The 25,849-nt window shown below is 51.9% G+C and carries 25 protein-coding genes and 2 pseudogenes; 2 read left to right on the top strand and 25 right to left on the bottom strand.

The window, feature by feature from the left end:
- Positions 1-188, top strand: a pseudogene (locus tag SD71_RS19690) (IS110 family transposase); the annotation flags it as partial.
- A 338-nt stretch (positions 189-526) separates the two neighbouring features.
- Here SD71_RS19690 and SD71_RS19695 read toward each other — a convergent pair.
- The 17 genes and pseudogenes from SD71_RS19695 to SD71_RS19770 all read right to left on the bottom strand — a co-directional run bounded on the left by SD71_RS19695 (position 527) and on the right by SD71_RS19770 (position 15,503).
- Complete coding sequence (locus SD71_RS19695; RefSeq protein WP_041067120.1) at positions 527-2,206, bottom strand: ribonuclease J; 1,680 nt, start codon at positions 2,204-2,206, stop codon at positions 527-529.
- A gap of 249 nt (positions 2,207-2,455) precedes the next feature.
- Entirely contained in the window at positions 2,456-3,334 is an 879-nt protein-coding gene (gene dapA, locus SD71_RS19700) for a 4-hydroxy-tetrahydrodipicolinate synthase (RefSeq protein WP_041067123.1), read from the bottom strand.
- Between the two features lie 33 nt (positions 3,335-3,367).
- A complete protein-coding gene (gene dapG, locus SD71_RS19705) occupies positions 3,368-4,585 on the bottom strand; it encodes an aspartate kinase (protein ID WP_041067126.1) in 1,218 nt (405 codons plus the stop codon).
- 72 nt (positions 4,586-4,657) lie between these two features.
- Entirely contained in the window at positions 4,658-5,698 is a 1,041-nt protein-coding gene (locus SD71_RS19710; protein ID WP_041067129.1) for an aspartate-semialdehyde dehydrogenase, read from the bottom strand.
- A gap of 37 nt (positions 5,699-5,735) precedes the next feature.
- Positions 5,736-6,332 (bottom strand): dipicolinate synthase subunit B, encoded by a 597-nt coding sequence (locus SD71_RS19715; protein ID WP_041067132.1) that lies wholly within the window; start codon positions 6,330-6,332, stop codon positions 5,736-5,738.
- The gene (dpsA, locus tag SD71_RS19720; protein WP_041067136.1) at positions 6,329-7,225 is read right to left on the bottom strand and encodes a dipicolinate synthase subunit DpsA; all 897 of its coding nucleotides are present in this window, start codon (positions 7,223-7,225) and stop codon (positions 6,329-6,331) included. Before dpsA ends, SD71_RS19715 begins: the two co-directional genes overlap by 4 nt.
- A 157-nt stretch (positions 7,226-7,382) precedes the next feature.
- Entirely contained in the window at positions 7,383-8,210 is an 828-nt protein-coding gene (locus SD71_RS19725) for a purine-nucleoside phosphorylase (protein WP_041067139.1), read from the bottom strand.
- A 22-nt stretch (positions 8,211-8,232) separates the two neighbouring features.
- The gene (locus tag SD71_RS19730; RefSeq protein ID WP_041067142.1) at positions 8,233-9,399 is read right to left on the bottom strand and encodes a phosphopentomutase; all 1,167 of its coding nucleotides are present in this window, start codon (positions 9,397-9,399) and stop codon (positions 8,233-8,235) included.
- 44 nt (positions 9,400-9,443) lie between these two features.
- Positions 9,444-10,340, bottom strand: a complete 897-nt coding sequence (locus SD71_RS19735) for a site-specific tyrosine recombinase (protein WP_041067566.1) — start codon at positions 10,338-10,340, stop codon at positions 9,444-9,446.
- A gap of 31 nt (positions 10,341-10,371) precedes the next feature.
- The gene (locus SD71_RS19740) at positions 10,372-10,605 is read right to left on the bottom strand and encodes a DUF4227 family protein (RefSeq protein ID WP_041067145.1); all 234 of its coding nucleotides are present in this window, start codon (positions 10,603-10,605) and stop codon (positions 10,372-10,374) included.
- A gap of 62 nt (positions 10,606-10,667) precedes the next feature.
- On the bottom strand, positions 10,668-11,783 hold the full coding sequence (gene ald / locus SD71_RS19745; RefSeq protein ID WP_041067148.1) for an alanine dehydrogenase: 1,116 nt from the start codon (positions 11,781-11,783) through the stop codon (positions 10,668-10,670).
- 63 nt (positions 11,784-11,846) lie between these two features.
- Positions 11,847-12,308, bottom strand: a complete 462-nt coding sequence (locus SD71_RS19750) for a glutathione peroxidase (RefSeq protein ID WP_041067151.1) — start codon at positions 12,306-12,308, stop codon at positions 11,847-11,849.
- A 158-nt stretch (positions 12,309-12,466) separates the two neighbouring features.
- Positions 12,467-12,931 (bottom strand): ferric iron uptake transcriptional regulator, encoded by a 465-nt coding sequence (fur, locus tag SD71_RS19755; RefSeq protein WP_041067154.1) that lies wholly within the window; start codon positions 12,929-12,931, stop codon positions 12,467-12,469.
- Positions 12,932-13,000: 69 nt separating this feature from the next.
- Complete coding sequence (locus tag SD71_RS25705; protein ID WP_268747770.1) at positions 13,001-13,312, bottom strand: stage II sporulation protein M; 312 nt, start codon at positions 13,310-13,312, stop codon at positions 13,001-13,003.
- Positions 13,243-13,668 (bottom strand): stage II sporulation protein M, encoded by a 426-nt coding sequence (spoIIM, locus tag SD71_RS25710; protein ID WP_052476439.1) that lies wholly within the window; start codon positions 13,666-13,668, stop codon positions 13,243-13,245. The genes SD71_RS25705 and spoIIM overlap by 70 nt, the downstream gene beginning before the upstream one ends.
- Positions 13,669-13,738: 70 nt before the next feature.
- Positions 13,739-14,933 (bottom strand): annotated as a pseudogene (locus tag SD71_RS19765) (endonuclease Q family protein).
- A gap of 3 nt (positions 14,934-14,936) precedes the next feature.
- A complete protein-coding gene (locus SD71_RS19770) occupies positions 14,937-15,503 on the bottom strand; it encodes an NUDIX domain-containing protein (protein ID WP_041067157.1) in 567 nt (188 codons plus the stop codon).
- Between the two features lie 103 nt (positions 15,504-15,606).
- Here SD71_RS19770 and mciZ point away from each other — a divergent pair, with 103 nt between their 5' ends.
- On the top strand, positions 15,607-15,765 hold the full coding sequence (gene mciZ / locus SD71_RS23325) for a Z-ring formation inhibitor MciZ (RefSeq protein WP_082034371.1): 159 nt from the start codon (positions 15,607-15,609) through the stop codon (positions 15,763-15,765).
- A 78-nt stretch (positions 15,766-15,843) separates the two neighbouring features.
- On the opposite strand, the gene SD71_RS19775 is transcribed toward mciZ, so the two are convergent.
- The 8 genes from SD71_RS19775 to SD71_RS19815 all read right to left on the bottom strand — a co-directional run bounded on the left by SD71_RS19775 (position 15,844) and on the right by SD71_RS19815 (position 25,829).
- Positions 15,844-17,184: a GH1 family beta-glucosidase gene (locus tag SD71_RS19775; RefSeq protein ID WP_041067160.1), complete on the bottom strand. Its 1,341-nt coding sequence runs from the start codon at positions 17,182-17,184 to the stop codon at positions 15,844-15,846.
- A 25-nt stretch (positions 17,185-17,209) separates the two neighbouring features.
- Positions 17,210-19,567, bottom strand: a complete 2,358-nt coding sequence (locus SD71_RS19780; RefSeq protein WP_052476440.1) for a beta-galactosidase — start codon at positions 19,565-19,567, stop codon at positions 17,210-17,212.
- Between the two features lie 32 nt (positions 19,568-19,599).
- On the bottom strand, positions 19,600-19,797 hold the full coding sequence (locus SD71_RS19785) for a hypothetical protein (protein WP_041067163.1): 198 nt from the start codon (positions 19,795-19,797) through the stop codon (positions 19,600-19,602).
- A 333-nt stretch (positions 19,798-20,130) separates the two neighbouring features.
- Positions 20,131-20,952, bottom strand: a complete 822-nt coding sequence (locus SD71_RS19795; RefSeq protein WP_041067168.1) for a carbohydrate ABC transporter permease — start codon at positions 20,950-20,952, stop codon at positions 20,131-20,133.
- Positions 20,953-20,966: 14 nt separating this feature from the next.
- Positions 20,967-21,860 (bottom strand): carbohydrate ABC transporter permease, encoded by an 894-nt coding sequence (locus SD71_RS19800; protein ID WP_041067171.1) that lies wholly within the window; start codon positions 21,858-21,860, stop codon positions 20,967-20,969.
- A 93-nt stretch (positions 21,861-21,953) separates the two neighbouring features.
- Entirely contained in the window at positions 21,954-23,318 is a 1,365-nt protein-coding gene (locus SD71_RS19805) for an extracellular solute-binding protein (RefSeq protein ID WP_052476441.1), read from the bottom strand.
- A 34-nt stretch (positions 23,319-23,352) separates the two neighbouring features.
- Positions 23,353-24,354 (bottom strand): LacI family DNA-binding transcriptional regulator, encoded by a 1,002-nt coding sequence (locus tag SD71_RS19810; protein WP_041067174.1) that lies wholly within the window; start codon positions 24,352-24,354, stop codon positions 23,353-23,355.
- A gap of 341 nt (positions 24,355-24,695) precedes the next feature.
- Positions 24,696-25,829, bottom strand: a complete 1,134-nt coding sequence (locus SD71_RS19815; RefSeq protein WP_041067177.1) for a M20/M25/M40 family metallo-hydrolase — start codon at positions 25,827-25,829, stop codon at positions 24,696-24,698.
- Positions 25,830-25,849 lie beyond the last annotated feature (20 nt).

The following is a 25,849-nucleotide window of genomic DNA, read 5'->3' on the forward strand; positions in this document are numbered from 1 at the left end:
ACTCGGTGAAAAACCGCGATCCGGAATTCGGTGAGTACTACCGGAAGAAGTTCAAAGAAGTACCCAAGCACCAACACAAACGCGCCCTCGTCTTAACGGCAAGAAAACTTGTGCGTCTGGTCGATGTGCTGCTACGCAACGGCCAACTCTACACGCCTCGAAGGAAGGTGAATCGCGAAGAGGAATAACGGCCTCCTTTGCCAAAGTCCTTTATGAATTCCCAGTAAAAATCTGGTATTCAACCTCATTTTCTGCTGGGCTTGGTTTGATGCGTCTATTTTCTTTGACTCGTGCGCACTATAGCCAAGAAAATTTCCAATTCTCACGAATCAGGGACTTGACATCATACCGCTGGACTTGGGCATACGGTCTGACAGCTTGACATAGTATGGGCGGACGCCGCCAATTTAATCCGTTCAGCCAGGCGGGCTTCTTGACAGCACAGACGCAAAATAAAAAAAACCGTTCCGATCCGCTGGCGCGGACAGGAACGGTTTTAGCGAGTGTGGGGTGATCTTAAATCCGTTTACACTTCCATAATGATCGGCAAGATCATCGGTCTTCTTTTTGTTTGTTCATACAGGAAACGGCCGAGCGCATCTTTGACGTTCGTCTTCAGTGACGCCCATTCGTTCACTTTCTCACTCATTAATTTCTGCAGGGTTCCGGTTACGATCCGATTCGCTTCTTCGAGCAAGCCTTCCGATTCGCGCACATATACAAAGCCGCGCGAGATAATATCCGGACCGGACAGGATCGTCCCGTCTTGCTTGCTCAGCGTAACGACGACGACAAGAATTCCGTCTTGTGACAGAAGCTTCCGATCGCGAAGCACGATGTTACCGACATCTCCGACGCCAAGCCCGTCGATCAGGACGTTACCTGACGGAATTTTACCCGCTTTGCGGGCCTGGCCGTTCTGCAGCTCCACTGTGTCGCCGTTATCCAGCAGGAAAATATTATCCTTCGGAATGCCGACCGCTTCTCCGAGCAATGCGTGATGGCGCAGCATGCGGTACTCACCATGAATCGGAATAAAATATTGCGGACGAATAAGATTCAGCATCAGCTTGAGCTCTTCCTGGCTTCCGTGACCGGAAACGTGAACACCGGAAATCGAGCCGGGTCCGTAGATAACGCTGGCGCCGAGGCGCATCAATTCATCCACTGTACGCCCGACATAACGCTCGTTGCCTGGAATCGGAGTGGCAGCAATAATGACTGTGTCTCCCGGCAAAATATCCACCTTGCGGTGAGTCGAACGCGCCATCCGGGTCAACGCCGACATCGGCTCGCCTTGGCTGCCCGTTGACAGAATCACGACACGATCCGCAGGAAGCTTGTTCACTTCCTCAGGCTCGATCAGCATTCCGTCCGGGATGTTAAGATAGCCGAGTTCGGACGCAATGGTCACTACGTTCACCATGCTCCGGCCGATAACCGTCATTTTGCGGCGGGTTTCCATTGCGGCATTGATAACCTGCTGAATGCGATGCACGTTCGACGCAAAAGTGGCGACAACGACACGCTGTTTGGCGCTGCGGAAAATCTCTTCGAATTCTTTGCCGATATTGCTCTCCGAAGGAGTAAACCCGGCACGTTCCGCATTTGTGCTGTCCGACAGCAACGCCAATACTCCGCGGCTTCCGATCTCCGCCATCTTTTGCAAGTCGGCATACTGCTCGTTGACTGGAGTATGGTCGAACTTGAAGTCTCCGGTGTGAACGACAATACCTTCCGGTGTTTCCATGCACACGCCGACGGAATCCGGAATACTGTGGTTCGTGCGGAAGAACGTGGCTTTGATCGTACCAAGCTGGAGCTCGGACGATTCATTGATCAGATGCCGTTTCGTGTCACCGAGCAGACCGGCTTCCTTCAGCTTGTTTTCGACCAAACCGAGCGTAAGCTTGGTTCCGTAGATCGGGACATTCAACTGCCTCAGCACATACGGCAGACCGCCGATGTGGTCCTCATGGCCGTGGGTGAGCAGAATCGCCCGTACTTTGTCACGATTCTCCAGGAGATACGTGATATCCGGGATAACGACGTCGATTCCGAGCATCTCTTCTTCCGGAAATTTCAATCCAGAGTCAACGACCACAATGTCGTCACCATACTGGATGCAATACATGTTTTTGCCGATTTCGCCAACGCCGCCGAGCGCGAAAATCAGTAATTTGTCTTGGTTGTTTTTCTTGGACAAGTCTAGTACCTCCCAAATTGTTTCGACGATCCCGATCGATATGAAATTGTCAATTTGCAAATTTTTCGCCGCACCCAATCACTCTCAATCATTATACATGAAGCAAAACACCAAATACAAGATCGCCGGGTGGAGCAGTTCATCCGTAATAATGTCCCCATATTTCCCTTAAAGAAACCGAAAAACCGACATCCGGAGGACGTCGGTTTTCCCAAGGAGGACAGAGGCGATCGGCCGACGACACCACAGCTATTGTTGAACCAATTGTTTCAGGAATTGAGCTTCCGTTTCGTTCACGCCGACCAGCGGGAGACGTACGCCCCCGACAGGCAAGCCGCGCAGCGTCAGCGCGTATTTGACGGCAACCGGGTTCGGTACCGGGTTCGGGCAATTGAATAAGCCTTTAAAGTAGGGAAAGCATTCGCTGTTAAGAGCAGCAGCTTCCTGCACATTCCCCGTTAAGTAAGCGGAAATCATTCGTTTCATTTGCGCTCCGATAAGATGGCTTGCCACGCTGACAATGCCGTGACCGCCTACGGCCAAAGCAGGCAGGGTAATCCCGTCGTCTCCGCTGTATACAAGGAAGCCCTCAGGAGCACCTTTGACGATTTCCGTAATTTGTTCGATTGAGGCACATTCCTTCGTAGCCGCCACATTCGGCAGCTCGGCCAAACGCAGCGTCGTTTCAACGGAGAGGCTCACTATAGTGCGCGAAGGCACGTTATAGAGGATGACCGGCAGATTCGTGGACCGGGCGATCGTGCTGAAATGTTGGTACAGCCCTTCCTGGTTGGGCTTATTATAGTAAGGAGCGACAAGCAATACGCCGTCTACCCCTGCTTCTTCCGCAGCTTGAGTCAAATGAACGGAATGCTCCGTATCGTTGCTGCCCGTGCCGGCAATGATTCGGCATCTTCCCGCAGCATTCTTCACGGCAAAACGAAACAGCTCCAGCTTCTCTTCGTCCTTCAAAGTCGGGGATTCCCCGGTTGTCCCCGCGATAACCAGACTGTCCGACTTCTGCTCTTCGATCAAATAATCGATCAGCTTGGCCGTCGTATCCCAGTCGATTCGCAGCTGTTCGTTGAAAGGAGTAACCATTGCCGTAATCAATCGTCCGAAACTCATACGCCTTTCCTCCTCTAAATTGTCCCTGCCTCTTTAAGAAAGATGAAGTCCGAATGCCGTGTGCAGAGCTTCCAGCGCAGGAGCCAAATCCGCTTCAGATATAAGCACCCATATTGTCGTATTCGAGTCTGCCGATTGCAAAATTCGGATACCTGCATTCGTCAGCGCTTCCACGATCACCGCCATGACACCGGGCTCTCCGTTCATTCCGCCCCCGATGACAGATACTTTCGCGCATCCTTCACGAACTTGCGGCTTAAAATCGAGTTCACTCAACAGCTGTATTGCGGATGGGGTATCGTTCTTAGATACCGTATAATATACGCCGGTCGGCATGACGTTGATCAAATCCACGCTGATTCCATTCTTGGCCATCGTTCGAAACACCCGCATCTGCAAATCCGCCGGCCCGTTTTCATCGACAACCGAGAGCTGGGTAACCCCGCTGACGTGAGCGAGACCCGTAACCGTACGGTCCGTCCAAACTCCGCCGTTGCGAAGCGACTCACCGCGTGTCACCAGTGTACCTTCACTATCCGAAAAGGTAGAGCGCACGCGTATCGGCACTCCGGCTTTCATCGCAACTTCTACAGCCCGAGGGTGAATAACTTTCGCGCCGTTCTGCGCCATGTTTGAAATTTCCTCGTAACTCACCACAGGCAAATGACGAGCGTTGCTGACCCAGCGAGGATCCGCAGTGAGGATACCGTCAACATCCGTGTAAATGTCGACAACGACCGCTCCCAGCGCCGCTCCCAAAGCTGTTGCGGAAGTATCGCTTCCGCCACGGCCAAGTGTCGTAATTTCACCCTCAGGCGTCATTCCTTGAAAACCTGTGACGACCACTATCCGGCCCTCGGTCAAATGCTGAACGATCGAATCTGTATTGATCTTCACGATCCGGGCAGCGCCATAGCGATCATCCGTAACGATCCCGGCCTGTCCTCCCGTTAATACGACCGACGGCAGACCTTCCGAGTTCAACAGGCTGCATAGGGTCGCAGCGGAAATCAACTCGCCGCAAGAGAGGAGCAAATCTCTTTCCCGCGTTGGGAGCGTGCCGCCGTTCTGGCTGACGAGATCCAAAAGCGTGTCCGTGGCATAAGGTTCTCCGCGTCTTCCCATAGCGGATACGACGACGACAACACTCCGTCCCGCTCGATTCTCCCTCAAAATATGACGGAGGACGTGGCGCCGACTCTGTTCGTCGGACAGCGACGTCCCGCCGAATTTTTGCACGATAATGTCCATCTTATCTTCCTCCGCTCTGCCCAATTCCAACCGATGAGGTAGAAAAGAAAGGATTGTGGCGACTCATCTTGATTAGCTTTGTGGAATAGCGATGTATTCTGCGATTTGAACTGCGTTCCAAGCGGCGCCCTTCAACAAATTGTCTGAAACGATCCACATGTTAAGCGCACGGGGATTCGACAGATCGCGGCGCACACGCCCGACGAAAACATCGTTCTTGCCTGCAGCATCTGTGGCCAGCGGGTATTGCTGGGTCGACGGATCGTCGACAAGCACAATGCCGGGAGCATCGGAAAGCAGTGATTTGATTTCCTGTACGTCGAAGTCTTTTTTCAGCTCGACATATACCGACTCGGAATGGCCGTAGACGACCGGTACGCGCACGCAAGTCGCCGTTACCTCAATGGAGTCGTCACCCATGATTTTTTGCGTTTCACGGATCATTTTCATCTCTTCTAGTGTAAATCCGTTGTCCTGAAATTTGTCGATTTGCGGAATCACGTTAAAAGCGATTTGATGCTTGACCGGCAAAGAAGAAACGGGGAGCATATCCGGCTTCACGTCATTGCCTGACAATACCTCTTGCGATTGGCGCTGCAGCTCGTCTATAGCGCGTGAGCCCGCACCCGATACCGCTTGGTAAGTGGATACGATAATCCGTGAGATGCCGTAGCGATCGTAAAGCGGCTTTAATGCGGCGACCATCTGAATCGTGGAACAGTTCGGATTCGCGATAATCCCTTTGTGGCCGCTGATTTTGTCCATGTTCACTTCAGGTACGACCAGCGGAGTTTCAGGATCCATGCGGTATGCATTCGTATTATCGATACATACGGCGCCATGTTCCACCGCATGCGGAATGAGCGCTTTGCTCACATCACCGCCGGCGCTGAACAGAGCGATATCTACACCGCGAAAGCTTTCCGGCGTCGCTTCCTCAACCGTCAGCTGCCGGCCTTTAAATTCAATCGTCTTACCCGCGGAACGCGCTGAAGAGAGCAGCTTTATCGTTGCAATCGGAAAATTGCGTTGTTCAAGCAACCTCAGAATTTGTTCCCCAACGGCGCCTGTCGCTCCAACGACGGCGACGTTAAACAACGTTTGTGTCGACATTTGGTTTCTTTCTCCCCTCAGGTAACGCAGATATAATTTAAGCGTATTGGAACCGCTCAATGAGTAAAGGCTGCAGTTGTTTGCCTTGTAAGGCAGCCTCGCAAGTTTCCATCACCAAATCCATTCGAGCTACGAGAGAATTGGGCTTCGCTTGCGGATTGTCCTGTCCGAAAGGGACAAAATATACGTTTTTCATAATTAGTAGTTTCGCAATGTTGGCAGCGTTCAGCCCTAAGCCGTCGTTAGTAGAGATGGCAAGCACCAGCGGGCGCTGGTTGCGCATCTGGGCTTTAGCGGCCATCAATACCGGTCCGTCCGTCATCGCGTTCGCCAATTTGCTTGTCGTATTGCCGGTGCAGGGCGCAATCGTCAGCACGTCCAGAAGCTTGGACGGTCCGAGCGGCTCTGCATCTACTATTGAAGCTATGAGTTCGTTGCCTGTGATATTACGAAGCGTCTCCTGCCAATGAGCCGATGTGCCGAAGCGCGTATCGGTAGTCATGATTGTACTGGAGACGATCGGCACAACATTGGCTCCGGCATCAACGAATCTTTGAATTTGCGGCATCACTTCAGGCAATGTGCAATGTGAACCGGCCAGCGCATACCCTACTGTAATTCCATTCCAATTCATTGTATATTCCCCCGTCGGCTGTCTTCCAGAATGATCTGGATAAGACTATTCGCGATGATCCGACCTGCTGTCTTCGGAGCCACGATTCCGGGTAATCCGGGCGCTAGCAGCGCCTTGATTCCTCTCTTCTCGGCGAAGCGGAAATCGGTGCCGCCGGGCTTCGATGCCAGGTCGATAATGCATGCGCCAAGGGGAAGTTGAGCGATCACTTGTGCTGTGACTATCATAGTCGGAATTGTGTTAAAAATCAAGTCGATATTCCCCGCTTGGCGCGCCAAATCAGGCATGTTGAACGGTTCGAAACCCATCTCGAACGCACGTGCGAACGAGTCGTCCCGCCTCACTCCAACCTTCACACGAGCACCCAAAGCCTGTAACGTGCGAGCTAGCGTAAATCCGGTTCTTCCAAGACCGAGCACCATACAGTATGAGCCGTGAATCGTGATATCCGTATTCTGGATCGCCATCATCAAAGCGCCTTCAGCCGTCGGAATCGAGTTGTAAATGGCTACGTCGTCGCGTTCGAACAGCTCGATCAGCTCTACGTGATGTTTCTCGCAAAGCTTACGTAAATACGGCTTAGCCATTCCTGTAATCACTTTGCAGCTCTTGGGCATAGCGGCCATATGCGCATCCGATAATCTCATTTCCTGTTCGGTGAAAATGGTCGGAATCGTACCGTCATCTTCCGTTCCCACCGCAGGTAAAGCCAATGCGTCGGCATGTGCTAATATGTCCGGCGTCCATTCCGTTTTCAAAACTCCGTTCAACGGTGTATCGAGCCGATCGAATCCGGCCAGTATGACGGCGGCATCCAGCTCCGTAAGACGACGTATCACTTCCAATTGGCGGGCATCTCCGCCAACCAGGACGACCTGCACACCCGTAAGCATCCCGTATTCCCCCCTTTCGGCTGCCATCGCATAACACATCGTATGCTTGCGCCCAGGTCTGCGTGCCGGGACATCAGCGGGATTAAACTGCCCGAACGTAATTGTAAAATGGGCATAGAAAAAGCCAGACATAGCCTGGCTTTTTCGCGAAGTTCTTTTACATTTGCGGCAGCAGCGTGAGCACGAGGGACAGGAACTTTTCTTTTACCTGTTCGGTTGTCTCCATGACTTCCGCATGCGATAGAGGCTGGTCGAGAATACCTGCCGCCATGTTGCTGATGCAGGATATTCCCAGCACTTCCATGCCTGAATGTCTCGCCACGATAACTTCCGAGATGGTCGACATGCCGACGGCATCCCCGCCCAATGTGCGAAGCATGCGGATTTCCGCCGGCGTTTCGTAGTTCGGTCCGAGCAAGCCGACATACACACCTTCCTGTACTTCAAAACCCAAGCTCGAAGCCGTCTGCTTCGCAATTTGCCGCAATCGGCGGCTGTATGCCTCCGACATATCCGGAAACCGCACGCCCAGCGCGTTGTCATTCGGACCGACAAGAGGGTTGCGCCCCGTTAGGTTGATATGATCCGAAATGATCATCAAATCTCCGGCTTTATAATCAAGGTTGACCCCGCCGGCCGCATTGGTGACCAGCAGCGCGGTTACGCCCAACGCTTTCATTACCCGCACAGGCAGCGCGGTTCTCTCCGGTTCATATCCTTCATACATGTGGAAGCGCCCCCGCATGAGAGCGACGTTCCTTCCCTGCAGCTTTCCGATGATCAGCTCTCCGGCATGGCCTTCCACCGTGGAGACCGGAAAATGAGGAATGTCGGCATAATCGATTGTTACGGCGTCTTCCAGATCGTCTCCCAGAACACCTAAACCGGAACCTAGAATCAGACCGATTTCCGGCCGCAAGCTCGTTTTGGATGAAATGAATTGAGCCGCCTCGTCAATGACCGCTTTGGATGATGCGTGCACCATGAACCTCTCTCTCCCTCACTCGTTATTTGATCAAGTGCATAAAACTTTGACCGTGTGTATTGAACTCGACATTAAAATTATCCGCAATCGCAGCAGCCAGATCAGCATAACTGGGACGAACATCAAGCGATCCGGACCCCAAGCCCGGACTCCACGCCAGAAGCGGCACATATTCGCGGGTATGATCCGTGCCGGCATGAACCGGATCGTTACCGTGATCGGCGGTAATGACCAGCAAGTCGTCTTCGCTCATCGCCGACATTAAATCGGGCACGGCTCGATCAAACTCTTCCAACGCCCGCCCATAGCCTTCCGGATCTCTGCGATGACCGTACAGGGAGTCGAAATCGACAAGATTGGTGAACAACAGTCCATGGAAGTCCGATTTCATTTCTCGTATCGTCACGCTTATTCCGTCCGCGTTGCTTTTCGTATGGATTGCGCGCGTGATGCCCTCCCCTGTGAAAATATCGTTGATCTTGCCGACAGCGATGACGTCCCGACCGTTATCTTTGAGTGCGTTCAGAACGGTTGGCATCGGCGGTTTCACTGCGTAGTCGTGGCGGTTGGCAGTCCGTTTGAAAGCTCCCGGCTGTCCTATGTATGGTCTGGCAATGACTCGGCCAACCGAGAATTCGTCAGTCAGCGTCAATCTCCGCGCAATCTCGCACGCCCTGAACAGCTCTTCGAGCGGTATGATCTCTTCATGCGCGGCCAATTGAAAAACGCTGTCCGCCGAAGTATACACGATCCATGAGCCGGTTTTCATTTGCTGCTCACCGAGCTCGTCCAGGATTTCCGTTCCGGATGCCGGCTTGTTGCCGATCACAGGCCTTCCCGTTTCCTTCTCGAATGCTTCCAGCAGCGCCTGGGGGAAACCGTCCGGGAAGGTGCGAAAAGGCGTATCGATGCGCAAGCCCATAAGCTCCCAATGGCCGGTCATCGTATCCTTGCCTACGGATACCTCCGCCATCTTGCCATAATAGCCGATCGGTGAAAGCTCAGGTTTCCAGTCCCCGATCGGCGCGATATTCGCCAAGCCCATCCGTCTCAGGTTGGGCAAAGCAAGCTCAGGGACGTGCTGAGCAATATGCCCAAGCGTGTGAGCTCCGACGTCACCGTAAGCGGCGGCGTCCGGAAGCTCACCGATTCCAACGCTGTCTAACACAATAACGGTTATTTTTTGAATGCCATTGCCGGTGTTCCCCTTTTTTGTTAGAGAAATAAGAGAGTTTAATCGGAACGCGCCCGCGGATGACTGCGGTCATACACCTCTTTGATCTTCAGCTTCGCCGCCGCCTGATAGATCTGAGTCGACGACGGGGCCGAGTGCCCCATCATCTCCTGTACCGCACGAACGTCCGCGCCATTCTCCAGCATATGAGCGGCGAAAGAGTGCCGGAGCGTATGAGGTGTCATCTGAACACCGAGTTGATCCGCGTATTTCTTTATGATCTTCCAAAATCCTTGGCGGGTCAAGCGCCGACCCGCAGCATTGACGAACAATGCGTCTTGTTCGGTTTCGGCATCGTACAATAACCGGCCCCGGGCGTCTTTCAAGTACCTTGTAACCCAGAACGCCCCATGCGAACCGATAGGTACCATTCTTTCCCTTCCGCCGGAACCCAAACATAATAAGAAGCCCATATCAAGCCGGACATGCTCCACATTCAGCGACGTCATCTCGGAAACCCTCAAGCCCGTCGCGTAAAGAACCTCCAATATCGCACGGTCCCGAAGTCCGTGCTCCTTTGCCGTATCCGGCAGCTGCAGCAGCTTGTCCAGCTGCGAAGAGGTCAAAACAGCCGGGGTTTTTTTGTCCGCTTTCGGACTCTCCAGCTGCATCGCAGGATTATAGCTCACAGCTCTCTCCAGCGCTAGAAATTTGCAAAAAGTCCGAATGGTAACCATACGGCGGGATATCGTCGCTGTCGACCTTCCTTGCTGCCGAAGCTCGTTCAAATAGGCTGTAATATGGTGCGGTTTAAGTTCATCCGGCTCGCGAATTTGCTGCAAATCCGTATAGGCCAGAAAATCAGCCATATCGCTTTGATAGCTCTGCCCCGTACTTGGCGCGACTCCCCGCTTTTCTATTAAATAAGCCGCGAATGGCTGCAGCCAGCTTTGCATATTCACATATTTCTCTCCCTGTAAGCATTCCTTATTCCCCGTACCAGAAAAATAAGCGCAGCCGATCCCCCGGCGACCCGGAAGGGTCGTTGCCTTGTCCGGATTGAAACACTTTGGCGGCTCTCCCTTCCGGCACCTTGTAAGGATCCTCAACCCTCAGCCAGCTGTTAAACCAGCCGAATAAGCCATGGATAAATACGGTTAACGCAAGAAAAAGGAGCGTGAACTGCAGACGCTCCCACCATTTTTCCAACGGATCCTTCATTTCCCGTCCCCCCGCCTAGTCCGCTTGCTTCTAAACGGTATGACAGACGGGGCCAAATCATGTCACAACAAACTTGCAATCGGCGTATACGGCATTCCAACCGCATCCGCCACTTGGGGGTGAGTGAGCGCCCCTTTATAGCTATTAACACCAAGTGCCAGCGAGGCATTTGCCTTTACGGATTCGTTAAAGCCCTTTGCTGCCAGCTGCATGACATAGTCAATCGTTACATTCGTCAAGGCCAAGGTTGATGTGCGCGGCACAGCGCCAGGCATATTCCCGACAGCGTAATGGATAACTCCGTGCTTCTCATAAATAGGATTCTCGTGCGTTGTCGTCCGGTCTATCGTCGCGATGGAGCCGCCTTGATCTACTGCAACGTCAACGATAACGGCGCCTTTTTTCATTGTCTTAACCATTTCTTCCGTCACCAAACGAGGCGCGCGGGCTCCCGGAACCAAGACAGCGCCGATCAATAGATCCGCTTTGCGTACCGCGTTGGCAATGTTGTGAGGGTTGCTCATCAGCGTACGGAGGCGTCCTTGGAACACATCATCCAGGTAGCGGATCCGGTCGCCGTTTTTCTCCAGAACGACGACATCGGCACCCAAACCGAGAGCCATCTTGGCCGCATTCGTTCCAACGATCCCTCCGCCGATTATGATGACTTCCGCCGGAGGAACACCCGGCACACCGCCGAGCAGAACGCCGCGACCGCCTTGGAACGCCTCCAGATATTTGGCGCCTTCCTGCACCGACATGCGCCCCGCCACTTCGCTCATCGGCGTAAGTAACGGCAGGCTGCCGTTAGGCATTTGGATCGTTTCGTAGGCGATGGCCGTCACTTGCCGATCAGCCAATGCTTGAGCCAGCTCCGGCGCCGCGGCAAGATGAAGGTAAGTAAAAAGGATTTGCTGACTCCTAAAATAGTTGTACTCCTCAGGAAGCGGCTCTTTAACCTTGATGATCATTTCAGCGCGACCCCAAACATCTGCAGGCTGCGCGGCCAGCTCCGCACCCGCTGCCGCGTATTCTTCATCCGAAAAGCCGCTGCCCTCTCCCGCACCGTGCTGCACGATGACGGCATGACCCTGTTCCTGAAGCATACTGCACCCGGCCGGCGTCAACGCCACCCGGTTTTCTTGATTTTTGATCTCTTTCGGTACTCCGATAATCAAAATGAATTCCTCCCAGAAAATGTAGACTCACTTTGCTCTTAATGCTAAGTAAGAATGATATTATTACAGCAGCTTTTCTAGATCAGGTGCAATTTCCAACGGTTTCACCGAAGAATCGTATTGCTGCACGACCCGGCCATTGCGGTCTACGAGAAACTTCGTGAAATTCCACTTGATCTCCCCGTCCGTTTCGCCGGTCAAGTACTGAAATAGCGGATGGGCGTCCGGTCCTTGCACCAGCGTCTTCTCAAACATCGGAAAAGTGACGCCGTAATTGATGCTGCAAAACTCGGCAACTTCCTCAGCGCTGCCCGGCTCCTGTGCTCCGAATTGGTTGCATGGAAATCCGAGCACGAACAACCCCCGCTCACGGTAAGTTTCGTACAGCTTTTGAAGCTCGGCGTATTGCGGCGTAAATCCGCACTGACTGGCTGTATTCACAATGAGAAGCACTTTATCCCGATAGGAGCTCATACCCGTTTCTACACCATTTAGCTGCCGGACCGAATAATCATAGATCGACATTTTTCAGACCTCCTTTTTATCTGCAGGTTTTATACATTTTTAATTTCTAAGCTGTTTGCAATTTCTCCTGCTTTTACAATTATATCCTCCACTAACCCGAAGAACAAAAATGCAGGCTACCCGGAAGATCTCTCTTCCGGATAGCCTGCTATCTATCATTAATTAGTTTCGGTTTGCGGCGGATGGTCGCTCTGGCACTTGGCGCAGATCCCTTGAAAATCCAGCCGGTGATCGAGCACCGTGAAGCCGTACTCCCGCTCCACACGTTCTTCCAGCGGTAAAAGCCAATCTTCCATAATTTCCGACATGGAGCCGCATTTCACGCATATGAGATGGTGATGATGGTGTTTGTTATTATCCGTACGTAAATCATAACGAGCGACGCCATCGCCGAAATTCATCTTTTCTACGACATGCATTTCACTCAGAAGCTCCAAAGTCCGATACACGGTTGCGAGGCCGATCTCCGGAGCTTTATCCTTTACGAGCATAAAAACGTCTTCCGCGCTAAGATGATCCTCTTCGTTCTCCAGAAGTACTCTCACCGTTGCTTCCCGTTGCGGAGTCAGCTTGTAGCCCTGAGACTGCAGATGCTGCTTGATTTTTTCAATGCGGGCTTCCATGCGTTTCCCCCTCCGGTCACAGCTACACATGGTTCCATTATAGGGGGTGCTTGTTCATTAAGTCAATTTTCACAAATGGTCCGAAACTACCAATAAGGATGAGCTGTCGGCAGGCACAATCATCGGTGTTATCCGTTCCAGAACGTACGGTGAAATAAAAGCTTCATATAAAGACGCGCAGCAAAGCATAAGCAGCATCAGCGCTGCCACACCGGTATGCGCCAGGAATGGAGGCAGAAGCTGGCCCTTCCGGCGAAACAAACGCTCCCTCACGACAAAATAGGCGAACCGCGAAGCAGATACGCTTGCGATCATGATCGCCGGTATGACAATCGCATTCTGAGGAGCCGTGGAAGCCAGGAAGAAGAATACCCCTTCCACGCCAGCTGCCGGACAAGCAGAGCAACCGCAAACCCGATCAGCACACCTTTGAGAAAATCAAGCGCCAGGACGATCGGCAAACCGATCACCGACAAGCCCAGCAGCCAGATCAGTCCCAGCCATTTGCCGTAAAACAGGAAGCTGTCCCAAAATGTCGCGGATGCCGCGATATTGTCGGAATCTTGTACAGTCGTTAAATAAACCCCGACTTCGTCCGCCAGCTCCTGCTGCTGATCCAACGTCAGCGCATTAACCAAGAGCGCTCCGAAAATTGCGCCTACGACAATCAAGGCACCCATGAACACGTATAAATTCAGATTGTTGCGAGCCGACAAGTTCCATAGCCGAAAATTCACAGGCACGCCTCCTTGACCATCCGTCATCCGCCAATGTCTCGTGCCTATTAGTATGATGGACAAGGCTTTTTTATGAATGACCGATGCGTCCGTACGTGCCGCCGCTGCCAGGCGTAAATGCGAGCTCGCCTTTCCTTGCGCGGATAATGAGATCGGCTATGCGTTCACCGGTGACACTCGCCAATGTATCACGAGGCACTTGATGGAGCACCTGCATTTCCGTTCCGATTTCGGACAGCAGCCGATCCCGCATGACGCGCCCCACTCCAGGAAAAAAAAGACAGAGGAACCTGTTGGCGGTATGGAGGACGATTCGCAGGCTGAACGGAATTCTCACGATCCGCCAGCTGAGCGATTCTGCCTGAAACACCGCGCACGAGCTTTGCGCTGCCGCAAAGCGGACACACGGACAAGGGGGAGCTCTTGTCGGATAAAGCTTTATTACACGATGTGCAAAATGTCGTATGGTATTTCCCCAGCTGAGGATGCAGACCGTAGTTGGCGAGGATCCTGCGTTCTGCCTCTCCTCTTAGCGCCATAGCCCACTCTTGGAATGAGGGCTCGGCGAGGAGCAGTTCATTGCACTCACGGCCGATCATTCCGGTGGAGTGAGCGTCGGAATTCGTCAAGAAGGAATACCTGTCAAGCTCGGACAAATAGCCCGCCATCTCGGTATCCGCGCTTAGTCCGAGCTCGATGGCTGCGATTCCGGCCGGATCCAGAAGCTCATCGAGCCGATCCGCCGCGCAACCGAGCAACCCTCTATGAGGGGTGAAGACGTGGGCCGGAATGAGCAGACCTCCCCTTGCCAGCAGCTCCGCTTGCAGTTCCGCCGCAGTCACGCGTATACGTTGAGAGCTCAGTGTGATATTGGTTACCCTTGGCTTCATCCAGCTCGTCCATTCCATCATCGACTTCAAGTCAGGCAAGTAACCGAGCAGATGAAACGGCCCGCCCGTCGACTCCCGAACTTCCATCTCCGTTCCGAGCAAGAGCGTAGTGTCGCCGTACCTGATGCCCCCGCCTGCGACTTCCACCATTTCTCCCGAATCGAGACAATTCATAATATCGGTCTGAACGGCCGGCGAGTGGCAGTCGATGATCCCGATCAGTTGAATGCCCTTGCGCTGTGAGGCTTCTCTGGCAATCGAGCGAAACGTCAGCTCCTTGCTGCCGCTGATTTTTATCGGTTGTCCGCTCTCACTCCGCCCGATATGCACATGCAAATCCGCAAAGTAAGGGTTTAGCTTGCAGTTCCCGGACATGGCTTAGAATGACCCCGTCACAGTACGAAGCCGCCACGCATAAACAGCCAACAGCGTTTTGGCGTCGCAAATCCGGCCCTGCCGGATATATTCCATCGCTTGTTCCAGCGTGATTGCCTCACACGTAAGAAATTCATCTTCGTCTAATTTCAGCTCGCCTTTTTCAACATCGTCCGTGAAGTAAACATGAAGAATTTCTTCCGCAAAACCGGGAGAGGTTGAAAAAGAATGAAGATGGCTGATTGAACGCGCCCTGTAACCGGTCTCCTCTTCCAACTCGCGCACTGCCGCCGTTTCAGGCGCCTCCCCGGGATCCAGCTTGCCTGCGGGGATCTCCACTTGCACTTTGTCCAGAGGCTTGCGGAATTGTTCCACGACGAGCATCTTGTTGTCCACTAACGCCAATACCGCGACCGCTCCCGGATGGCGGACAATTTCTCTTGTCGACGTTTCACCGTTAGGCAATCGTACTGTATCAACCTCTAACGAAATCATCCGCCCTTGGAAAATCGGCTTAACCTCCAAAGTTTCTTCGTAGAATCGGTGACGCTGCTGCTCATTGTCAGTCATTTTTGCAAATCCTCCAGTCATGAAATCACTTCAACGCTCATAGGTTCAAAATATAGACTTGTCCACCGATTTGCAAGCGGCAGTCGCCAGAGGAGGCAGCTTCATGTTAAAAAAATATGTCAGACCGGATTCGTTGCAGTTTGTGGGAAAAGCCTGGGAGATCCGGCACGCGCTCCGCCAAGAGAAGAAGCTGCGCGGCGCGGACACGCCGTTATGTGAACTGCTTTCTCCGCCGAGAAGTGACCGGTATGAGTCAAAATAGTTGCTGTTCCTATTCGCGATTGTCAGTCTTGGTATTATGAAAAAGGGTTGTGCAGCGTATGCTGCACAACCCTTCGTGTTACACTAATCCGTTGTTGCGTATCACTTCCGCATACCACTTCGCGCTGTCTTTAGGCGTTCTCTCAAGGGTGTCGTAATCGACATGCACGATGCCGAACCGTTTCTGGTACCCGAGCGCCCATTCGAAATTGTCCATGAAAGACCACACAAAGTAACCTGCCAAGTTGCCGCCTTCCTGAATGAACCGGTGGCATACTTCCAAATGTGCTGCGATATATTCGATGCGATTCCGATCATGAACTTGTCCGTCTTCAACCGGGTGGTCAAATGCCGCACCGTTCTCTGTAATGTAGAGCGGCAAATCCGTATATTCCACTTTCAGTCTTGTCAGCAACCGGTAAAGCGACTCCTCGTAAATGTCCCAGCCCATATCGGTTTTTGCAGCGTCCGTTTGCACGTAATCGACGTCAATAAGAGGAAATTGATTTCCTTCTTTCACGACCGAACGGGTGTAGTAGTTGAATCCGAGAAAATCGCCGGGCGTCCGAATGTTCTGCAGGTCGCCAGTCTGAATAAAATCCAACGGCCGCAGCTTCTTTTCATACAAAGCTACCATGTCTTGCGGATACGCGCCTTTAAAAATAGGATCCAAATACCAGCGGTTAAAGTATCCGTCTTTGCGTAGCGCAGCATCACGATCCGAGTGGCTGTCCGTAGCCGCTTCAATCGGCGTAAAGTTCAGCACAACGCCTATTTCGCCTTTATATCCAAGCTCTTTGTAACGCTGTACGGTCAAACCGTGCGCAAGCAGCACATGGTGAGAAACGGCGAGTGCTTCATACCAATCGGTATGTCCCGGCGCATTCACACCTTCACCGTGACCAAGCATGGCTACGACCCAAGGTTCATTGATCGTATTCCACCGTTTAACGCGATGCCCGAATGCCTTGAACAACACTTCCGCATACTCCAGAAATTGCGGAATGATGTTCCTGTTCGCCCAGCCGCCTTCGTCCTGCAGCCATTGCGGCAAATCCCAGTGGAAGATCGTGGCCATGGGCTCAATGTCATGCCGTTCGAGTTCATCCAGCACGCGCGAGTAGAATTCCAGTCCCTCTTGATTCAGCTCGCCTTTCCGAGGAAAGATACGCGGCCAAGCGATGGAGAAACGATAGTTCGGTATGCCGAGTTCGGCGATGAGCGCAACATCTTCCTTGTACCTGTGATAATGTCCGCAGGCGATGTCTGCGTGATCACCATTCGCCACTTTACCGGGGGTATGGCAGAACCGGTCCCATATGGATTCTCCCCGTCCCCCCTCATGAACTCCGCCCTCTATTTGGAAAGCGGAAGTTGCGGTTCCCCAGCGAAAAGATTCCGGGAATGTCATGTTAGTCATTGCTTGCAGCTCCTCCCCGAAAAATTCAAACTTTAGTTAAAATGATCCCTGTTGGCAGTTCAGCGGCTTCCAGTACGACAGTTTCGTCGCTGTAGCGCACGCCGGACCGATCTATCCATTCACCTTCGAATCGAAGCTTGATGCGGCCTTGTCCCGCAACCGGACACAACTGAATACTCACTTCTCCTTCTTGAACAGACAAGCCTGTTATTTCCGCTGTTGCGTATTCTACACTAAGCTCGGAGGTTATGGGTAAGTTTCGCACGAAGATTGCGCCGCTGCGGGGCTCCAGGCTGATTCTCTCACCGTCGAACAACGGCTGCCCATCTAAAGTCAAATGCGCTTGCTGCGTTGTTTCATCGTAGTTGCTCACGAAAATGAAAGAAACATTGCCGTCCGTTCGCTCGACAAGAGACAAATGCGGGTTGTCTGACTGAATATGACCATGAACGCCGATAAGAGACGCTAGTTTTTTCATCACATCCAATTGATAGCCGTAATCTTGTCCTATCGCCAGGCCAAATACGAGAATCTTGCCTCTGCCGATTTGATTGATATAGGCTGCCACTTCGTCGCCGCCCGTTCTCGTGAAGGACGCAACCTTGCGTCCTTCAAAGCGGCTGAAGTTCAAGCGCTGACGAACCATAACGGAATCGATATCAAGGACGTCCACATAATCGGCATAAGCCGAAACAATATCCCACTCGCCAAGATCAAGCGAATCGGCAAGCAGCGTGCACGGATTTCCGCGGCGGTCTTTCGTCGGAATTTCCGGATACAGCACCAACTGTCCGCCCAGCAGCACATACTCGGCTAACCGGCGCTGCAAATCTTCTTCCATATATGCGGTTGAAAACACCCAAAGAGAAGGTACCGCTGCCGGAGTAAATGTTTTCAGCAAATCTACCGCTTCGAATTGAATGTTCGCCGCAGTCAGCAATCGCAGCATCCCGTCGAAAGCGAAATGCTCACGCTTGGCAGCAATCTCGCGGATCATGCCTTTCTCCCGTTCTTCCACAACCTCGGTCATATAGTCATTCGGGTGAAAGCCTACATGCGTATGAATTCGCTTGGGAGCATCCAGAAGTGCGCCGCCGATGGCTTGAAACATATGACCCAACTGACGGGCTTTCTCGTAATTCGGGCGCGGATTGCCTTCGGAATCAAGCGGTGCCTGCCATTCATGACGGCGTCCGAACAGGCCGATATGCTCATAGTTCTCCCCTGCCGCGAACATGTAATAGTTCAAAGCGTTCATGCCATGTGCCACGCAAGTGCGCGTATTCAGATCCAAATCCTGCGGGTACAAACGCGGACGGTCCGACAGCCTTCCCGATTGGAACTCCGCAGAGAAAAGCGGCTGGTCCGGATTGGACACGGCTTTCGTATAAGCCGAAGCCAACACGAGGTCATGGTAGTTGTCATAACCGATACGTCCCGGATAGAAGTCGCCTGCAAGTATGACATCTTCAAAATCCGCCGTCCTATAGAGCTGAGACAACCCAATGGGGTAATCCACGCCGCGGCTGTAGATCGAATAGTCTTTAAAGCCGTGAACATTAATGATAAACGGCACCTCGATGCCCGTTTCTTTGGCGAAACATCGCAGGTCGCCGACATAGTCGTGAATATAGTCGCGCCAGAATTCGCCCCATAAGGTGTGGAACGAAGGATCGTCCTCAGACAATCCTGCCGCGAAGCGCAGAACAAAGGCGTCGAAAGACGCTTGCTGTACGCCGAATTCTTTGTTGAAATGATCAACATTGCCGAAACGCTCTGCCAGATAGGTTCCAAAACGCGCGAGAGTGTCCGGATTAAAGTCCGATGTATTCGTCACCCAGTGAAGCATGCCGATCTCGTTGCACAGCTGGTACATGATTACAGGTCCGCCCCGCCCGATCTGCATCGGCGCGATCACTTCATTGACGGCCTCATACCAGTGCCGGACCTTCTCCAGGAATTTCGGATGCCGATAGGATACGATGCGGGCCGGGTGATTAGATCCGTCGCGCTGCTTCGCTACGACCTCCGGATAGCGGTCGTGCACCCATTGCGGCACTCCTTCATAGCGGACTTCCGCCATGACATAAGGTCCCGGACGCACAATACAATATAAACCCATTTCACCGGCAAGTTCGAGAAACGACTTCAAATCGCGTTCGCCGCGCGTCGTTCCTGTCAAATCATACCGGCCTTCCTCAATCTCATGCCACACCCAAGGCACATAAGTGCTTACCAAGTTGCAGCCCGCTGCCTTCAGCTTCTCCAGACGGTCTCTCCACTCGTCCTTCGGCACGCGGAAATAATGGCATTCTCCTCCGTAGAGGAACACATCTTTGCCATCGATAACGAACTTGCCCTGCTGCGACCTAACCTCTCCCATATATGGCTCCTCCCAACGTCCCTATCCGCAAGCTATTTCTTTATAAGTGCGGAAAGCTCTTCCGCTTGTTTCTTTACTTCCGGGTTACTGCCGAAAGCTTCAGTCAGGAATGCAATGACATCCTTCGCTTCATCCCCGCGCTCTTGATCGATCAATTTTCTCGCGCTTTCGACTAAGATTTCCGGCAAATATCCGTTGCTCTGCCCCATGTACATCTGGACAAGCGCCATTCCTTCTTCCGGCGATATTTGCTTTTTGATAATGTCATCAATTTTCGACTTGGCATCTGCATAGACGCCCGGCTTCGGCCATGCCCATGAATTTCTCCAGATGTTGGTGACTTGCTCGAATCCGCCGACATACTCATACTTTCCGGTTTTTTCGCTGTAAGCTTCGTCGCCTTTAATCGCAACTCCGTAGTCCTTTTTGGACAGATTCTTTTCGGCTTGCGTATAGAAGGTTTTCGAATCCTGATAGCTTTCAAACCATACATAGCCGTAGATCAGGCGATGCCGACGATCAAGCCTATTAACGCATAACGTTTTTTCACCGTTTCTTCCCTCCTATTTCAGCCCGATACCCGTAAAGGCTCTAACGAAATACCGCTGCAGAAAGAAGAACACAATGGCGACGGGAACGGTCGTAATGGCAAGTCCGGCCCATAGCTGATCCACGTTCTGCCCCGGAATTTCCGTCCGGATCGAATAGATGCCGAGCTGCAGCGTAAACTTGGAACGGTCCTCCAAATAGAGAAGAGGGTTGATAAGGTCATTCCAGCTGCCCATAAAGGCCAGTATCGCAACCGTGGACAACACGGGCATAGACAGCGGAAGCACAATGCTCCAGAACGTGCGAAATTCGCCGCTGCCGTCAAGCCGTGAAGCTTCCAGCAATTCGTTCGGAATCGTGATCATGAACTGCCGGACCAGAAATATGTTGTACGCGCTCAAGCCGGCGGGCAAAATCACGACGATAAAATTGTTAATCCAGCCCCAATTGTAGTACATCGAATAAGTAGGAATCATCAAAAGGACGACAGGAACCATCATCGATCCGACAATGACGCTGAATAAAAGGCCGCGTCCCGGAAATTCAAGTTTGCTCATCGCGTAAGCCACCATAGCATTCAATCCGACATTCAAACCGGTAACGGATAAGGCGATGATGATGGAATTTTTGAACATGACGCCCAGATTCAGTTCTTGAATGACTTTGACATATCCTTGCACTGTCCAAACATGAGGCAGCCCGTAAGGCGAATTTATGATATCCTGTCCCGTCTTGAACGAGTTGAGAAGCATAAATACGAACGGATAGGCAACGACGATCGAACAGAGGGCAAGGACCAAATACACCAGAACTTTTGATTTTTGTTTGCGTGTCACGGCTTGCTCACCCCCTATGCTTTCGTTTCATTGCGGTTCATAATTTTCCACTGCACCGTTGTCAGAACGACAATGATGAGCATCAAGAAAAGTCCGATCGAGGACGCATAGCCCATATCCATGTCATTGAAGCCGGTTTTGTACAGATAAAGAACCGGAGTCATACCGGCCTTGTAAGGACCTCCGCTGGAACCGAAGAACATAAGAGATTCGGTAAACATCTGCATGCCGTTAATGATGTTCATCGTGCTCACAAACACGATCTGCGGCTTCAGCTGCGGAATGGTCACATTCCAGAAGCGCTGCCACCAACCGGCACCGTCGATTTCGGCAGCTTCATAAATCTCAGGATTGATGGTCATTAAACCGCCGAGGAAAATGATCATCTGGATCGCGAACCATTTCCAGCTGTTAAATATGGCAACAATCGGCATCGCCCACCATTTGGTGATCATCCAGTCCGTGGGTTTATCCAAAATACCGATTGACACAAGCAACTGTTGAACAGGTCCGTTAACGCCGAGCAGAACGATAAATACCGCAATGGCCACTGTAACGGATGTAATGACCGGGAGAAAATAAAGAGTGCGGAAAATAGCGCCGCCTTTGGTCACTTCCTTTAACAGAAGCGCCAGTCCCAAAGAGATAACAAACAGCAGTGAAATAAAGATCGACTGGTTATAAATGACGTTAAACACGGATTTCCAAAACACCGGATCCGCTGCGACCTTCACCCAGTTGCCGAAGCCGACGAATTCAGCTTTGTGAGGCTGTGTGACGCTGACCTTCTGAAAGCTGATTTTAAAAGCAAGAATGAGCGGATATAACATGAACACGAGAAAATACGCGATCCAAGGCAGAGAAAATAGATAACCGGTTACGGTCTGGCGCTTTTTGAGCGGTGTCAACTTGCCTCACACCCTTCCTAAGAATTGGACAGCCTGCGAACGTTCGCAGACTGTCCAATCCATTACGTTAGAAGTCTTTGGTTAGAACGAGTTTTACGGCTTCAATTTGGTGCGTGCTTCTGCAGCGATTTTCTTGACCGTATCTTCAGCCGTGCCTTCGCCTTTAACAACGAACAACGTGTAGTTGCTAAGGAATGCGTTCGCTACATCGTCAACTGCCGGGATCGATTCGTTCGGAATGACATGTGCAAGTTGATCGACAAAAGGTTTCACTTCAGGACGTTGGAAATAAGAATCGTTCACCAGGGAAGTCAACGTCGGCAATTGAGCCATTACTTTCAGAGATTCAAGGTTGATTTCATCTTTCATCATGAACTTGATGAATTCGAATGCCAATTTCTCACGGTCAGGATTGCTCTTGAAGATCATGAGTGAACGTCCGTCAAGCGTGGACCAGCTCGTGTCGCCTTCTTTTTGGACTGGAATCGGAGCGATGCCTACGTCTTTGCCGATTTCCATCGGCTTGTCTTTAGCGGTTGCGAGGTTGGCCATCCAGCCGTAACCGAATTGCAGCCACATCCCTTTGTCGCGCTTGAAGAAATCATTGTCCTTGGAGCTTTGCGGAGCGTATTTCTGAGCTTCTTTCATGAAGTTCAGGAATTCCGCCATTTTGGCTTCCGGCTTGTCGAGAACGACATCGGTTCCCAGACCGTTCATCAAGCCGAATTTGCCGTCGTTAAAGTTGTAATAGATTTGCGCGTTCATCGTCCAGTACCAGCCGCCCCAAGTGAGCGCCTCGTTCCAGAAGTAATCTCCGTATACTTTGGCACCGTCTTTGCGTTTCGGCAGCTCGTTGATTTGCTTCGCATACTGAAGGTATTGGTCAAACGTTACCGGCGGTTTTTCAGGATCGAGGCCGGCTTCTCTGAAAAGGTCTTTGTTATAAATCATCAGCTGAGTCGTTGCGTTCCAAGGCACATAGTAACGTCCGCCGAAATCTTCATGAACGAACTGCGGTTGAATGCGGCTGAACAAATCTTCTGAACCCGGCATATCTTTCATGTCGACAATCAGCTTGTCTTTCGCGAACTTCGCAGGCTGGTAGCCGAACACACCGATATAGATGTCAGGCAGGTTGTTGGCCGAGATCAGAGGGGCGAGGTTTCCGCCTTCCGGCTCTTGAACGACTTCAATTTTAACGCCAGGGTGCTCTTCGTTGAATTTCTTCGCTACATAATCATTCACATGTTTCAAGTAGTTGCCGCCGCCCGGCACCATCACTTTCAGCTCGCCGGACAATTCAGCCGGCGAAGCCGATGCGGAAGCGGACGCCGAAGCCGACGGGCTCACTGCAGGAGCACTGCTTTCCGCGCTGTTATTTTTACCGCCGCAACCGCTCAAAAGAGTTGTTACCGCTACCATTGACGCCAATACCATGCTCCATGATTTTCTTTTCAAACTGATTTCCCCCTAAATATGCGAATGATTGCACTTACTTTCGAACCAAGCTTGGCGCACAAGAATTTCTCTCGACAAGCTCCACCGAAAACTTGTAGCTCTTGTTCACGAATTGACCTTCCAATGCTTGAAATAACAAGTGCGCAGCCATGGAACCGGCTTCATACTTCGGCTGCCGGATCGTTGTTAATGACGGCTGTACATATTGCGACTGAAAAATATCGTCATAACCGATTACCGATACCTGTTCCGGTATTCGAATACCGGATTCGGCAAGCGCTTTCATTCCGCCTAAAGCCATCTCATCATTTGCGTAAAAAATCGCTTCCGGAAGATCTCCTTGCAGGATCAACATCTTCGTTGCTTGAAAGCCGCCTTCTTGCGTGAAATGCCCGATCACATTCCATTTCTTTAGTTCCTGGAGAGCGTGCTCGCTTAGCGCTCGCTGATAGCCGCTGTACCTTTGAATATTGTCGTAGGAGTTCACCGGACCGCTTATGTAAGCAATTCGCCGATGACCTTGTTCGATGAGATACTTGGTTGCTTCATAGCCGCCTTGCTCTCCGTCAACCAGCACGTTGATCAGGTAGTCCCCCAGAACGACACGGTCCAGAACAACGATCGGAAATCCTTCCCGCGCGGATTCTTGCAGCACTTCGTTAGAGACGTTATGCGCAAGCACGATCGCGCCGTCTACCCGTTTCTCGCGAAGAAATTTAACCGCGGTTGAATCTTGTCCGCCGACTGAGCTGCATGCGATCAAGTCGTAACCCCGCGATAAGGCGAAATCTTGGACGCTTTGAATCAACTCCGAGAAATAAGGACCGGACAAATCGGACAAAATCAAAGCGATTGTTCTGGTCTGGCTTCTTTTCAAGTCCATCGCAAAACCGTTTTTCTGATAGTTGAGTTCGCGGGCGGCTTCCAATACTTTTTGCCTTGTTGCCGGGCTCACCCTGCCGCCTTCACCCAATGCGAGCGAAGCAGTGGATAACGCTACCCCTGCGAGTTTGGCGACATCTTTGATGGTTGCCATATCCCTCCCCCGTTCATAATCAATCGATGAAGCTCGTTAGCCTTCATAATCAAAACAAATCGAAACGTTTCGATATGTTTTATAAAATCATCATAATTAAGTTCTAAAACGATGTCAATATACGATATCTACAGTTTGTTTATTAAAATAATTAACACGTAACGTTTCGATGATAGCGCTTTAATCCTCCCGCTAACATCTTTAAGTCTAGCAATCGAACTTACAGCACAGCTGGCTTCCGCCAAATCCATCTCTAAGTCCGCCAATCGAACTTACAGCATGGCTATCCAAGCACGCAAAAAGGGCCGCCCGATGTCGGGCAGCCTTATCGTAAACATACTTTATCCGCGCTTCACAGTCTCTTGCACAATCGCCAGAACCAGCTCCGTCACCTTCACGACGTCATCCGCTTTGATGCGCTCGTTGGTCGTATGGATATCTTCATATCCGACGGCCAGATTCACGGTAGGAATGCCATGTCCGTTAAATACGTTGGCATCGCTGCCTCCACCGGAGGCAAAAGTACGCGGAGCCGCACCGATGGAACGGATTGCGGACTGAGCGATTTGCACGACCTCATCCTCGTCTCCATAGGAATACGCCGGATAAATGATGTTGCTGATAAATTCAAATTCGGCGCCGTTTTCCTTGCAGGCGCTTTCCACAGCTTCCCGCATGGACTCGATCTGCCGCTCCATCTTTTCTTGAACCTGGCTGCGGGCCTCGGCGTAGATCTTGATGCTGTCGGTGACGATGTTCACTTCGCCGCCGCCTTCGAAACGGCCGATGTTGGCCGTTGTTTCTTTGTCAATGCGGCCAAGCCTCATGCGGGAAACAGCCTTCGAAGCGACCTGGATCGCGCTGATTCCGTCTTCCGGATTGACGCCGGCATGAGCGGCTTTGCCGCGGATCGTAATGTACTGGCGGGAATTTGTCGGAGCAGCAATTGCGATCGCTCCGATCTCACCATTGGAATCGAGCGCATAACCGATTTTGGCGCGTAAAAGAGAACCGTCCATCGCCCGGGATCCGATCAAGCCCGACTCTTCGCCGGCCGTAATGACAAATTGAATCGACCCGTGGGGCGTCCCCTGCTCCTTCATGCATCTCAGGGCTTCGAACATCGCTGCCAAACCGGCTTTATCGTCAGCTCCGAGAATCGTAGTTCCGTCACTGCGTATGTATCCGTCATCGTCCAATCTGGGCTTAATGCCTTTACCGGGTGACACCGTGTCCATGTGGGAAGTGAACAGCAGTCCGGGAACGTTCTCATTGCCTTCGGAGGCCGCAAGCCAAGCAAACATATTGCCTGCGCCGTGCCCCGTTCTTTCTGCCGAATCATCCTCGGTGACCTCGAGACCCAAATCCTCAAACTTTTTTCTTAGAACCTTACTGATTTCCTGTTCATGTTTCGTCTCGCTGTCCACCTGTACCAATTCCATGAATTCCGCGAGAAGACGTTCTCTGTTCACCATGATCTTTCCTCCTGTACAAG

It is taken from the genome of Cohnella kolymensis, from assembly GCF_000829465.1.
Lineage (GTDB): Bacteria > Bacillota > Bacilli > Paenibacillales > Paenibacillaceae > Cohnella > Cohnella kolymensis.